Genomic DNA, 13,892 nt, shown 5'->3' on the forward strand with positions numbered 1-13,892 from the left:
AACATCACCGTTAGCGGACTTTCGCTGACGAAACGTTCAAATACTTCTGCCAAAATCATCGTTGAATTGACCTGCTTTTGTGCGGCTACCTCTCCATCATTCAACCGCTAGCAGGGCGGTGGCACGCTTGCTTTAACCAACTTAACGATTGGCGTTTTCGGGACTGATAAGCCAAAGCTCCCTATAGAAAGGGTTACAGAAATTATTAAGCAGCCTTGGAATGACCTTTAGAGGGCTGCGTCTCTGTACTTAAAAGCCGACTTGGTAAACTCAGCGCTGCCGCCGTTCCGCTTCTTTTTGAAGTTCGGATATTTGGCCCGCCCTGCCCAGAAATTAGCAAAGGCACCTTGAAGGTGTCTCAGCCCCTGCTGAAGAGGAACGCAGCTAACTTCTTTCAGGAAGTCAAGCTCAGGCTCTTTCTTCCATTCAGTAAGCAACGCAGAGCTTTCTTTATAGCCAATCCGTTCCTGCCTTTCATACCAAGCTTCAGACCTTGCGGCTAACGCTCGATTGTAGACCAGACGCGAACAACCCAAAGTACGCCTCAGCAAGTTTTCTTGCTCAGTCGTTGGGTAGAAGCGGTATTTGAAAGCTTGTTGCGTCATTCTCACATTATAATGCCTTTAGTGTGAGATTAGTAAAAGTAAAGCCCGGATAGTGGCGGACTGAGGTCCGGGGTTTCAGACCCACCCCAAATTGATGACTTGTTCTCTTTGAGCAGCTTCTACAAAACAGGTTTTGAGGTTTGCGCTAGCTTTGTGACATTCTTCGAGCTTTCTTTTGCAGTTGTTGGACGAACTAATCGAGTAAATTCCAATGCCCGCTGCAGACCTAACAACATGTCCCCAACAATCTGCCAACGTCTGGTTGCGAAAAGCACGGTATCGGCAATATCGGCTGCGAGAGCTTTCTGATTGTGCTGCTCTATGGGGGCGGTCTGCTGATGTTGTTTTTTAGGAGTTAGCAGACTATGCGGGCCAAAGCTATAATAGCTGGCTAAATTAGAACTTAAATCCTAGTAGGTTCCAGTAATTGAGCAAAGGAATGAAGGCGATCGCCGCTAGTGTCACCAATCCATAGTGCGATCGCTGCAACATATCGCCCCGCCGCCAGCTGCGCCGCCACCCAAATAGCAAAGCGATCGCCAAAACAGCCGTTACAATTGGAATAATCAGCAAGATAACAATCGACAGCGGCACACCATAGGCCAGCCGCCAGCCGCCAATCAGCCAGAGGGCTAACGGTAGCCCGATCAAAAAGACAGCGTTGAGTAAGCCTGCCAGCCCGGCAACCGCGTAAGGCCAGGCCAAGTTTTTAAAGGTTAAAGCGTCTTTTTGCTCAGTTTTGGAGAGCTGACCTCTCAGCTGATTTACCGTCGGGCGAACTAGCCAACTCATAGCAGCTGTAGCAAAAAAGACAGCGCAGAAGACTAGAAGAGACAGATGAAAAGCGATGGTTCCATACCAGGACACTCGCTCGTAGGCTCCAATTTTGGGAAATAGTAGATTAAAGGCATAGCGCATAGCCCCCGACTCACCCGCTTGAAAAGCCGTCAGCGTTTCCCCGTCTGCTTGCAAAAACAGATTAGACCGCAGCGGTGTGAGCGTTTTGTCTGCGACCGATGTGCGAAAGAGTAGCTTCGGGGCTTCGGCTTTTAGCTGGTTGTCCGCGTATGGCCGCACGTGAAGCAGTTGAAACAGCCCTGACACCTTAGTCATCGTGCGCCGAGGATATTCCAAATCGCGGTAGTTGCCCGTAAATCGCGACGGATCGATTTCGACCTGCGGTCCAGCCACAGCAGATGCCTGCGGACTGGGAAAGTAGCGATCATAGAACTGATCCAAAAAGTTTTCATGGATGCCGCTGAAGTTATTCGACACCATGAAAATGCCGATATTTTTCTCTGGCAGCAGATTTAGCAGGCTCGAATAGCCGCGTAAACTGCCCACATGACCGATGGTGCGCAGGCCGTTGGTGTAGCGATCGCGAAACCCATAGCCCGTTCCCGGCAGGCCCGGATAGTGGGTAAAGTGCGTCTGATACATGAGCTGCGCCGTCTCCGGCTGCAAAACCTGCTGCTGCTGGTAGCGTCCCGCCTGCAAATGCGCGATCATAAAATGCGCCATATCAGCAGCCGTCGTCTGTAGCGAAGCAGCCGGGGCAATGTTGAGATAGAGGTAAGGAACCGGCTCGAATGCCTGGTTTACCTTTTGATAGCCTACCGCCAAATGATCGGCAAGATCAGCAGGTGGCGGCTGTAGAAAAGTAGTGCGCGTCATGGCCAGAGGCTGCAAAATACGCTGTTGAATATAGTCAGCAAAGGGCAGTCCGCTAATCCTCTCAACCAAATAGCCCAGTAGTGCAATGCTATGGCTAGAGTAGCTATAGAGTTTTCCAGGTGGACACACAATCGCAGGCAGGTGATCAGGCAGATATTCTCCTAAAGGCTGCATCGTTTTTGCAGTGGGAGCGGCTAGGCCAATACGCCGCTTAGTGCTACCGTCAGTGTGCGTCATCAAGTGCGCGAAGTTGACCGGCGTATCGTAAGGGTTGTTGATCGGGAAATCGAGATATGGGGTAATATCATCAGCTAAGTCAAGCTTGCCCTGCTCATAAAGCTGCATGGTTGCAGTAGCCGTAAACAGCTTTGAGAGAGAAGCCACCCGAAACAAAGTACGGTCTGCGCTCACCGGCGTCTGCGTAGCCAGGTTTGCATAACCATAGCCTTTCGAGAAAAACACTTCACCCTCTTTAACTACCGCAATACTGGCCCCAGGGATCTCTCCTGCGGCCAGTACCTGCTCAAAAAAACCGTCCACAAAGCTGGCGAATTCATCTGCATCGCCCAATCCCAATGCCTTAGGAGGAACAGGAGGGGAGGGCGGGAGAAATTGAGATCGGATGCCAGAATCTTGGACGATATCCCAATCGAACCGGCCAGCGCTCAGGCTGTTTGGCCAAAAGCTAGATCGGGACAGGGCAGGTGCCATCGACAGCACCACAACTAAGCAACAGCCTAGCAGCGACATACACAGTCTGGTCAGCCATGCCCGACGGCTTTTAAGATGGCGGCGCATTTCAAGCTTAAGGTAGGATCAGATCTGAAGGCAGCGGTAGGTGAGTCGCCCCGCCCTACCGCTGCCGATTACATCTTCGGTTACATGGCCGAAGGATAGACCTCATCGGCAACAAACACGGGCTTCTCGCTGTACTCCACCTCAATTTGCTGCTGGACCGTAGCATCCCAATCCAGTTCGTAATCTCTCTCGAAGTCTGCCGCTACGTAAGGTCTTAGCGTACCGGTAACGGTGACCGATTCGCCGCCTTGAGCCTGTGGCGATGCCATTTGGCTAAGCACCAGCAGGTCGCCGCCAAATAGCTGTTCTTCGTCGAGCGTAAAGGTAGTAGGCGAAAGGATATCTTCGATCTCTCCTTGGACGGCAATTCTCTGGTTGTAGTACTTCTCAGGATTGCTAGTCAGATCGCCTGGATCGGGCGCGAGTGCGAGAGAGCTAGCAACGATAACCGGGCGATCCTCATAATCTGCATACAGAGTCGGATCAAGGGTTAGGCCGTACTCGCGTTCAAAGTCGGCAGTGACAAGCTGCTGTACCTCACCTGTTACCTGAACTTCGCTATTGTCTCCCTCGGGTAAGATAAAGGGTTCACCAGTGGTATTAATCACCAAGATGTCTTCTCCACCAAAGAGCTGGTTGTCCGCAATAGTAAATGACGATTCGTCAACTTCTGCAACCTCCCCGCGAATCGAAACTTGCTGACCAATCAAGCCTTCAGCCCCACTAGAGAGTTCTTCTTGATCTACGTTCTCCGTAGCTTCTTCTGTCGTGGTCGTCTCTGATGGCGTTTCAGCGCAGGCTGATACAACCGTGACAGAAGCAGCCAGCATCAGGCCCGCTACAAATTGTCGCTGACGAGACATTCTCTTCAAAGAAAAAACCATTTTACTTAACCTTTATAAACAACAAACATGACGGTAGCTGCGAATTAGTTCACGAATACCTGACCGTCTTCTCGAATGCGGATAACGCCCTGTGTGTTATCTAAGGACGCCTCCGGCATGAGCGAAATCTCCAGCATTCCGACTTCTGAGCTGCTAGCTGAAATATCGAGCAGGCCATTATCTGGGCGAACAACGGTGATCGTTGCTGGCAGCGGAATACCCTGTAACATTGCCGATTCGCCCATCATTAGGGTTCTCCTTTGGGTATCACCGACCACCTCATAGGTAATAGTCGCACCAGTATCGTTCGTCAATGAAATCGCTAGCTGGCTATCTACAGGAGAAACAATGGCGATCGCATCGCTCCGGTCTTCGGGTAAAGGGGGTGAGGCAGATGTGACTGCACTGCCTGGCGTGACGACAGCAGGAGAAGTCGTCTGTAGCTCTTCAAGCGTGTCAGCTTGGTCACTATCGCCAACACCCAAGTCACCCCGCTCGGTTCCGCGCAAAAGCTGCTGATACTCAGTTGGCGGGCAGCCGTCTGGCGCACTGACCCGGCTGGTAAAAGGCTCCCGGTAGAAAATATCAGGACAGTTGTCGCCGCTCGTTTGGGCGACAGCGGGCTTAGCCAAGGGGGAAATCGCCATCCAGAAGCCACCGCAAACGGCCCCCGTCACACTTAGCTTTCTCAATACAGCATTAAACGCCATTAAAACACTTCTCCTCATTCAAACAAAAACTTTTTTCTCTAGCATCCTGTGGACTCGACTAGCCGCGCTGACGGAGATTACCGCTGACGGAGATTGCTGAAGTGGACTTACTCACGTTGCCCTCATCAGTACCCGATCGGGACTAGAGCGACCAACTACCCAACACGAACAGTCCAAAAACAGCTGCTACAGCAATGACCACATCCACATTTAGGATCATATTGCTAGGTTTCTTAGTCATTTGCCTCTCCTCATCATCGTCGAAATGCATCGGATGCAATTAACGCTAATTTTTACAAGAAGCACGCATTTGTAACATCTGCTACAAGTAGGACTCAACCACGCTAATTGGCATAGAAGTATGGAGAATAACTTATCGCCCGTTCTGCCATTGGGTAGAGTGCTAGACTCTCTGCAAAAAACCGCCCAAGCTATCGGTAGCTGAGCGGTTTTCTATGCGTTCTAATGTGCGTTCTAAAAATCTTTGGAAGACGACGCTAGCTCGTAACTTGCTGAAGCAACTGCTGGGCAGGATTCACCTGTGAGAAGCGCGGTTGCTTGGCGGGAGCAGGCTGACGCGATCGCTGTGTCCCAATCATGGCAATATTGCTCGTTAGGATAAAGCTGACAAAGCTAGCAATGACAATCACCGGCAGCATCGCCGTACCTGAGAGCACGCTCAGAATAATGCTGGTGCTGACAGGTGTTTTAGTCACAGCCACGTTAACAGCCGCCATCAGGCAGACCATCGCCACCGTCGGGTGCAGGCTAGGGATGAGGAGAGCGATCGCCAAACCCGTATTTGCGCCAATAAAGAACAGCGGAAAAATAAAGCCACCCAAAAAGCCAGAGTGCAGCGTAAAGCTAATCGCAAACATTTTGGCAAAGGCAATCAGCAGCAGCGAGACTGCGCCTAAAGCTGCGCCCGTTTCGATCACCGTGTGGATTTGTTCTTCACTAAAAAAGAGCGTCTCCGGATAGACAAAGGCAATCAGGCCAATGCTCAAACCACCCAGCGTCGCCAGCAAAACAAGATTGTGCTCTAAAGGCGCAAGCAGCTGACCGACCACCCTAAAAATATAGATAAAGAGCACCGCCACGGCAGCGCCAACAGCGCCTAACAGCAAGCCTTCTAGCAAATTAATCGGCTGCAGTTGGGGAATCGCTTCAAAGTGGTAAAAACCGCCGATAGTAATGCCTGTATTGATCCGAAACGTGGCAAAAGAGAGAATGGCAGCCACCACTGACGGGGCTACCGCTTCGTAATATTCCAGGCCGCGCCGATGGGGAATCTCTAACGCAAACAAAGCTGCGCCGATAGGTGCGCCGAAGAAAGCCCCCAGAGCCGCGCTCATACCGCACAAGGTGAATATGCGAACCGAGGGAGTGTCCAGCTTCAGCTTGTCACCGAGCCAGCTACCAAAGCTGCCGTTCACCTGGACTAAGGGCGCTTCTGGGCCAGCGCTGCCGCCAGCGGTGATTGCCACCAGTGAAGCGATCACCATCGCAGGCGTCTTCTTAATATCGATGCGACCGGGGTTGTGAATGCTGTCTACCACTTTAGCCATTTCGCCGGGCAGACCCATAAAGTAGAGCACCAAGCCGACGCAAAAACCGCCGATAGTCGTGGCTATCCACACATAGTTGCTAGTCGGTAGCCAGCTTGGGAAGTGGGGAGTAACCCATTCGGGCAGGGTATGCCAAACCCCGTGCAGGAGGCTTTCGAGCACGAAGTAGTAAAGGGTAGCCACCAGTCCGCCGACGATGCCGATTAGCGCTGCGCACATCATCATCTGCACGTAGGTGAGCTGCCGCTTGTCTTCGTCGTTTTCTATGGCTTCACTATGATTAGTGGAGGGGTCAAGTGAAGACTCTGAGGGGGCGATCGCCGATCTTGATGCAGTCTCTTCTGTAAGGTTTTCTATTTTAGTCACAGGGGCATTTTTCTCCTATGCGTGGGCTGCCGGCACTGAGCATTTGCAAACAGTGCATTTGCAAACAGTTTGAGTGATTTCCCTCAGCTTATAGAGAGCGTTCAAGCTTTTTTGTAAGGTAAGGCACTAAATGCCCAACGCAATATCAGGAGCGGATTTCAGCTATGCGATCGCTGCATGAATGCCGGTGGCTTTAGCGCCGATGAATGCAGCTAGCAGCCTAACTGTAAAGTCTGCTGACTGGCCGGTGCAGGAGAAGCTTAAATCTATGTAAGCTATTGATGTTACCGCTGCTACGGGTTTAAAACGCTTTTTCAATTCAGGATGATCCCAACGCTATGTCAACCCTTAATACTTTTTACAGTTTCTTCGATAGCTGCGTAGGCAGCTGGGATTCTGAGCGCACTTACCACTACATGAGTCGATCTTCGGTAGAGCGATCGCACACCAACTTCGGCGTTTTCCCCCTTACCGATGAGCAAAAAGCCAAAGTATTTACCGACAATAACTACAGCAGCGACCGTCAGATCGAGAGCTGCCCCGGCTTTCATCTGGTCTTTCACACCGTCTCTGAAAAGGGCGAAGTCGTTGACCAGTCAGTCAACCTGGCCTTTGTACCCAGCGATCAGCCTGCCGAGTACGACTACCTGCTAGAAGGCGACTACATCAGAGATCGGGCCTATGAAGAAGATCGGCCCATCATTTCGCACTTTCGCTTTGACAGCCGCCAGCGCGAACTGCTGATGACCACCCGCTACACCAAAATCGTCTCAGTCGACTCGATTACACTGATCAATCCCCGGATGCGTATTCGCCGCATCTTTAACTACATACGCCCTCCCGAAGGCAAGCCCCTAGCAGATCTGGCGCTGGTTGGCTTTGGTGTCGAGCAAAAGTTAGATCCCTGGCCGTAATTGCCCCAAGTTCTGCGCTTCTTGTGTCATAATTGAAAGCTGCGTTGACAAAAATTTGAGAGATCATGGCTAAAGGCGTCCGTTTAGTAATTACGCTTGAGTGCACCGAGTGCCGAAGCAATCCCGATAAGCGTTCTAACGGGGTTTCTCGCTACACCACTGAGAAAAATCGTCGCAATACGACGGCTCGCCTGGAGCTAAAAAAGTTTTGCACGCACTGCAATAAGCACACCGTGCATAAAGAAATTAAGTAAAACACCTGCAAAACACCCCGCAGAAATATCTAGAGAGAATCGAGGATTATGGCTTACTTCCGTCGTCGGGTTTCACCCATTCAACCAGACGAAAAAATTGATTATAAAGACGTAGACCTGCTGCGCAAATACGTGACTGAGCGCGGTAAAATTTTGCCCCGCCGCATTTCTGGCCTTACCGCTAAGCAACAGCGCGACCTGACTAAAGCCATCAAGCGGGCCCGGATTGTAGCCCTGCTGCCCTACGTCAACGAAGACGGCTAAGCTCTTAACTCGTTTGTAAAGCATCCGCTACCGGCGCTCGGCAAGATCTTGATACTTTTGTCTTGATATTCTTGTCTTGATATTCTTGTAAGAGTGCCGGTAGCCTTTTTGTGATCAGCGCTTTTCTTTGAAAGGGGCTGATTTAATGTGCTGTAATTAGTTTGCCGTAACAGTAGGACAGAGCGATAAGTGGAAAAGGGAAGGCTGGTTGAATTCAAGCTGCGAGGCGACCCTCAGCTAGCGGTGGCTGATCGCCCGGAAGGCAAGAAAAACTGGGTGCTGGTTGATCAGCGCGGTCAGTCTCATACCATTCATCCCCGTCAGGTGATTTACGAAGTTAGCGGCGCTACCTACAGTGCGGGTGAGATTGACGGATTTGTCGCTGAGGCCGAAGGTTACATTGATCCCGATAGCTTAGAAATTGCCTGGGAGCTACTGACTGAGCTGGAAGAATCGGCGACGCCCGAATCTTTAGCTCAGCTATTATTTTCCGATCAGAGCCCGCCGCTGTGTTATGCGGCTCATCGGCTGCTGAGCGAAGACAAACTCTACTTTAAGCAGAAGGGCGATCGCTACGAACCCAGACCCGCTGCTCAAATTGAAGAACTTCAGCTAAAGATGGCCCGCGAAGCTGAGCGGCAGGTCGAGTGGGAGGGCTTTTTAGCTCGCGTTCAGGCAGTGCTATCCGGTCAGGAAGTGGACTGGGAAAAGAGCGATCGCCCCCGCTTAGAAGTGCTAGAACGCTATGCCTTGCTGGGCGATGAATCCAGCCAAAAAGCGGCTGCCCAAGAAACGCTCATCGCCCTGAATCAGGAAAAATCGCCCGATGCTACCTTTCAGCTTCTGGTAAATCTGGGCATTTGGACCCAGCACGAAAACCTGGCCCTGCGCCGCCGCCAGATTCCTACCCAGTTCCCTGAGGAGATTGAAACTGCCGTTGCGCGAGTCATCTCTGACCCACTGCCAGATACCGCCGAAGCCATCCGCGTTGACCTCACGCATCTAAAGGTATATACCATTGACGATGAGAGTACTCGGGAGATCGACGACGGCTTAGGCTGCGAGACGCTCCCCGACGGGCGACAGCGACTCTGGATTCACATTGCCGACCCGACGCGCTGGCTCTCCCCCGACGACCTGCTCGACAGCGAAGCTCGCAGACGCTGCACGACGGTGTATTTGCCCACGGGCACCATTCCGATGTTTCCCTTTGAGCTAGCGGCTGGGCCGATGAGCCTGGTACAGGGCGAGACCTGCTGTGCGCTGAGCTTTGGGGTGACTTTAGCAGCAGATGGCAGCATTGAAGACTACAGCATTCAGCCGAGCTGGGTAAAGCCAACCTACCGGCTGACCTATGAAGATGTGAATGAAATGCTGGAGTTGGGCATTGAGGCAGAGGCTGAGCTGCTGGCGATCGCCGCTCAAGCCGATCAGCGTTTGGCCTGGCGTAAAGCTCAGGGAGCCATCAATATTCAGCTGCCCGAAGCCTCTATCAAAGTCAGCGGCGACAGCATTGATATTGACATGTTTGAATCCTCAATCTCTCGCAGCATGGTCGCCGAAATGATGATCCTCACCGGAGAAATCGCCGCTCGCTACGGTCAAACCCACGATATTCCGCTCACTTACCGGGGCCAGCCCCAACCCGAACTCCCCACCGAAGAAGAGCTCATGCAGCTCTCTGCTGGCTGGGTGCGTGACTCGGCCATTCGCCGCTGTATGACCCGCAGTGAAATGGGCCTCACCCCAGCTCGTCACGCTACGTTAGGGCTCGACAGCTACAGTCAAATCACCTCACCCATTCGCCGCTATACCGACCTGATGGGCCATTTTCAGATTAAAGCTCATCTACAAGGCGAGCCCTTACCTTTTGCGCCGACCGCAATGTCTGAAATCATCTTAAGCGTGGCGAATGCGGCTTATGAAGCAACCCTGGTAGAGCGGCAAACTAAGAAATACTGGGCGATTGAATATCTGCGACGGCAAGATGAACAAAATCCTGGCCAAACCTGGGAAGTCATCATGACGGCCTGGCTACGAGAGTATGAAGGTTTAGGGCTGATTATCTTCGAAGATCTGGGCTTAGAGATGGTCATGCGCTTCGACCGGGCAGTCACTCCAGGCGAGCGGATGAGGGTGCAACTGAGCGCTGCTGACCCGCGTCAGGAGATGATCCGATTTAGAGAAGTCGTCGCTGTGCAAGAATCGGTGGAGCAGGAAGCGCCGGTTGCTTGAGGTATGGCAGCAGATCACCAAGCTAAACGGCATCCGTCAGTGGTCAGCTGATGCTCTCTGCCTGGAGCCACTCCATACAAAACAGTAATCTATGTTACCATTAATCAACAGAAGAGCTAGCTAAGACTCAGTTAAGGTCTGAGATTTTCGCTACAAATTCAGCGTACTTATGATTTTCCAAAAAACTGATAACGGGCTAATTAAAGCGCAGCAGAGCTACGTCTAACAGGCAGCTTTCCTGCTGCTGCGGTCATATCCAGGCACATTGTATTTTTATTTTTTAGCAGTGCTGTGTCTGCGCAAGACATAGAAGAATTTGGCTGGGATATCTAACGCATGAAGAGGCACACAGGGGTGATGAATGGCGATCGCGAAGAAAACAGCTCTAGTTTACTGTGAAAAACAGTTTGGATTAGTAGACGGAAAAACCACCAATGGGTTAGTTCGCCACTCTGAAATATACACAGTTGTTGGCGTCATTGATAGCTCACTAGCAGGCCAAGACGCTGGGGAAGCCTTAGGGGAACAAGCGCGCAATATTCCCATTTTTGCCGATCTAAAGGATGCCCTTAGCCACTGTGAGGTGCCAGACTGCTACATCTACGGAAAAGCACCCTTAGACGCTTACATTCTACCTGAAGAAAGGCTGCTGATTTTAGAAGCCATGAAAAAAGGGATGGATATTGTCAACGGTCTCCATCAATTTTTTTCTGACGACCTTGAATTTGCGCAGGCAGCTATTCACAACAACGTTCAGATCAGAGACATCAGAAAACCGCCAAAGCTAGAGAATCTGCATGTCTTCACCGGCCAAATAGCCACAGTTAACGTTCCTGTTGTTGCCCTATTAGGCACAGACTGCGCCTGCGGCAAAATGACCACCGCAATAGAACTCAACCAGGCGCTGAATCAACTCGGCGTGAAATCAGTGCTGGTCGCAACCGGGCAAACCAGCCTGATGCAGGGAGCTAGATACGGGGTATCCATCGACGCTCTCGTTTCTCAGTTTGTCATTGGCGAGATTGAGCACGCTGTTGTTCAAGCCTTTGAAAACGAAAGCCCCGATATTATTTTCGTAGAAGGGCAGAGCGCCGTTAGCCATCCTGCCTTTATGAGTTCTCTGGGTATTTTAAAGGGAAGTCTGCCCGATGGCGTCATTTTACAGCATCCCCCGGCGAGAAAATTTCGCTGCGATTTTCCCCATCTATCTATGCCCACCGTAGAGCAAGAGATTCAGCTGATTGAAGCCATCTCCTCTGCTAGCGTGATCGCGATCGCCCTCAGTCATGAAGGCATGCAAAATAGCGAAGTTCTCAGCGCCATAGAGCGCTACGAGCAACAGCTTCAGCTACCCACAACAGATGTATTGAGCTATGGATGCCAGAAGCTGATTCAGGCCATAGCCAACCGATTTCCCAGCCTGAACCAGAAACTGAGTGACATAGCTCCTGAATCCAAACAGTCTCTTAATATGGGTGACCTATCAAAAAAATGAAGTTGTTTTTGCCGAGAATAGAAATCTCTCTATCTCAAATTCAAGCTAATGCTCAGGTGTTGTGCGATCTCTATAGTCGAAAAGGCATTTCTCTCATGGGCGTTTCCAAAGCAGTACTGGGAGAACCGGCGATCGCAGAAGCGATGATTCGGGGCGGCGTCAGATTTATTGCCGACTCCCGTATCGAAAACATTCAAAGAATGAAAAAAGCTGGGATATCGGCTCGGTTAGTCCTCTTGCGGACAGCGTTAAGTCAGGCCGAATCTGTTATTGAGAGTGCAGACATCAGCCTCAATACTGAAATAGAAACGCTGCAGAGACTCTCTTACTATGCAGAAGCCTATCGTAAAATCCATCGGGTAATTATCATGGTGGAGCTAGGCGACCTGCGCGAAGGGGTAATGCCCTGTGATCTGGTTCAGTTTATCAGGACAGCGCTGCTTATTCCTTACATAAAAATCATCGGCATTGGCTGCAACTTGGCTTGCTATGGTGGCATAAAGCCCAGCAGCAAAAATATGCGAATGCTGTCTGACCTTACCGAAATTGTTGAAAATGAGTTTAATATCACTTTAGAAGTCGTTTCCGGCGGAAATTCGGCTAATTATGAGTGGTATAACTCCGACCATACCAATGGCAAGATCAACAACCTGCGGATAGGTGAGTCTATTCTACTAGGCTGCGAAACAGTCAACCGCCAGCCTATTCCAGGGTTGCACACGCACGCCTTTCAGTTAGTTGCCGAAGTCATTGAGTCTAAGCAAAAGCCTTCGCTGCCGTTTGGTGAGCGCTGCCAGGACGCTTTTGGCACTGTTCCAAATCAAGCACCAGAAATTCAAGACCGAGGAATCCGTCAGCGAGCGATCATTGCCTTAGGCAGGCAGGATATTCTCACATCCGGTCTGAAGTCTAACGACAGATTAAAAATATTAGGATCTAGCAGCGATCACACCATTCTCGACAGCCAAAACCACAGTTTTCAGATTGGCGATGAGGTGAGCTTTAGCCTTGACTACGGCGGGCTGCTCTCGGCGATGACTTCTCCTTTCATCAGCAAACAGTTTGTAGACCCCCAGCGTCACACAGTGATGGTGCCATCACCGGCTATGTTCAGGCTACCGGCTAAGGCTTGATATAGAGGGGCACAAACGATTTACAGCTAATCTGATCTGGCTGTTGCTGAAGCACACAAGGTGAGGGCTTCTCTGTCAGAGTAGCTTTATAGCCATACCAGAGTCTCCGCGGATTTGTCTTTTCAGCGAGAATAACTACTTTCCTGAAATCCTGATTTAACAACTTCATTTAAGATTCCCCACATTTTTCGCTAATGGGCGATTACCTACCACTCATATTCCTCCCTATAAGCTGCCTGAAACCCCTGCAAAACGTTCGCTACGTTGATTCCGATCTCATCGTGGTAGCCGCCTTCCATCACAAATAGGGTCGGCCAATGCCGTTTGCCGAGCTGTCTGCCCAATTTGATAAAATCTAGGAGTTACGCATTGACAAATACAGTGTGACAATGCTAGGCGAAAGCAGTTTCCTCCACGTTTTCTAGAATAAACTGGCGAATGACCGGCACAAATAGCTGACGCGATATCTCATAGCAGTTGTTGATGATCCCTTTGATGCACATCGTCTGTAGCTTGCAAAAAGCACGTAGTGCACAAAAAACGTGATTACGAATAGCCTGTTCATCTCGCACATAAAAGCGCTCGATATTACACACCTGTTTAATCACTCTATGAAAACATTCAATCTGCCAATGCTCACTATGAACTTGCTTAAAGGTCTCTCGTGAGAGCTGTTTCAAAGCCTCTAAGTCTGGTCGATACAAGATGTAATATCGCTGCTCGTTTTTGAACGGCGCACAAAACACTTTGACCCAGCCAAATGCCTTGAGATAGACCATCAAGCCATCAGCTGTAATCTCTAGAGTCCCTATCTGCACTGACGTTCCACGCTCTACCGAGACCAGCCGATTATTCGCTACCCCAAATAGAAAACCCACTTTCTCGTTTCTGAGAAACTTCAGATTCTCTAGGCTCGAATACCAACTGTCTCCGGTCACCCACGACGGCTTCAGGCCCCAGGATTGAACCTCTAGCACCATCTCTCTAAAATA

General features: G+C 50.7%; 11 protein-coding genes and 1 pseudogene. 6 read left to right on the forward strand and 6 right to left on the reverse strand.

Annotated features, from left to right (window positions below):
* Positions 1-239 precede the first annotated feature (239 nt).
* From CKL79_RS20590 to CKL79_RS20610, 5 genes and pseudogenes are all read right to left on the reverse strand, one after another.
* Positions 240-605 (reverse strand): annotated as a pseudogene (locus CKL79_RS20590) (transposase); the annotation flags it as partial.
* A 396-nt stretch (positions 606-1,001) separates the two neighbouring features.
* On the reverse strand, positions 1,002-3,077 hold the full coding sequence (locus tag CKL79_RS20595) for a serine hydrolase domain-containing protein (protein WP_121971427.1): 2,076 nt from the start codon (positions 3,075-3,077) through the stop codon (positions 1,002-1,004).
* Positions 3,078-3,157: 80 nt separating this feature from the next.
* Positions 3,158-3,961, reverse strand: coding sequence for a hypothetical protein (locus CKL79_RS20600; protein WP_121971428.1), 804 nt, complete (start codon positions 3,959-3,961; stop codon positions 3,158-3,160).
* Between the two features lie 44 nt (positions 3,962-4,005).
* Positions 4,006-4,671 (reverse strand): hypothetical protein, encoded by a 666-nt coding sequence (locus CKL79_RS20605; RefSeq protein ID WP_141242262.1) that lies wholly within the window; start codon positions 4,669-4,671, stop codon positions 4,006-4,008.
* 497 nt (positions 4,672-5,168) lie between these two features.
* Positions 5,169-6,506 (reverse strand): chloride channel protein, encoded by a 1,338-nt coding sequence (locus CKL79_RS20610; protein WP_346427077.1) that lies wholly within the window; start codon positions 6,504-6,506, stop codon positions 5,169-5,171.
* Between the two features lie 437 nt (positions 6,507-6,943).
* On the opposite strand from CKL79_RS20610, the gene CKL79_RS20615 reads away from it, so the two are divergent.
* The 6 genes from CKL79_RS20615 to CKL79_RS20640 all read left to right on the forward strand — a co-directional run bounded on the left by CKL79_RS20615 (position 6,944) and on the right by CKL79_RS20640 (position 12,900).
* Positions 6,944-7,519, forward strand: coding sequence for a phycobiliprotein lyase (locus CKL79_RS20615; protein WP_121971430.1), 576 nt, complete (start codon positions 6,944-6,946; stop codon positions 7,517-7,519).
* A gap of 65 nt (positions 7,520-7,584) precedes the next feature.
* Positions 7,585-7,773: a 50S ribosomal protein L33 gene (gene rpmG, locus CKL79_RS20620; protein WP_121971431.1), complete on the forward strand. Its 189-nt coding sequence runs from the start codon at positions 7,585-7,587 to the stop codon at positions 7,771-7,773.
* 48 nt (positions 7,774-7,821) lie between these two features.
* On the forward strand, positions 7,822-8,037 hold the full coding sequence (gene rpsR / locus CKL79_RS20625; protein ID WP_121971432.1) for a 30S ribosomal protein S18: 216 nt from the start codon (positions 7,822-7,824) through the stop codon (positions 8,035-8,037).
* Between the two features lie 189 nt (positions 8,038-8,226).
* Positions 8,227-10,272, forward strand: a complete 2,046-nt coding sequence (locus tag CKL79_RS20630; protein WP_121971433.1) for a ribonuclease R family protein — start codon at positions 8,227-8,229, stop codon at positions 10,270-10,272.
* 361 nt (positions 10,273-10,633) lie between these two features.
* The gene (locus CKL79_RS20635) at positions 10,634-11,767 is read left to right on the forward strand and encodes a DUF1611 domain-containing protein (protein WP_121971434.1); all 1,134 of its coding nucleotides are present in this window, start codon (positions 10,634-10,636) and stop codon (positions 11,765-11,767) included.
* Positions 11,764-12,900, forward strand: coding sequence for an alanine/ornithine racemase family PLP-dependent enzyme (locus CKL79_RS20640; RefSeq protein WP_121971435.1), 1,137 nt, complete (start codon positions 11,764-11,766; stop codon positions 12,898-12,900). The genes CKL79_RS20635 and CKL79_RS20640 overlap by 4 nt, the downstream gene beginning before the upstream one ends.
* Before the next feature lie 392 nt (positions 12,901-13,292).
* Here CKL79_RS20640 and CKL79_RS20650 read toward each other — a convergent pair.
* A partial coding sequence (locus tag CKL79_RS20650) for a transposase (RefSeq protein ID WP_141242174.1) occupies positions 13,293-13,892 on the reverse strand: 600 nt, incomplete at its 5' end.

The organism is Leptolyngbya sp. BC1307 (genome assembly GCF_002286735.1).
Lineage (GTDB): Bacteria > Cyanobacteriota > Cyanobacteriia > Phormidesmidales > Phormidesmidaceae > Phormidesmis.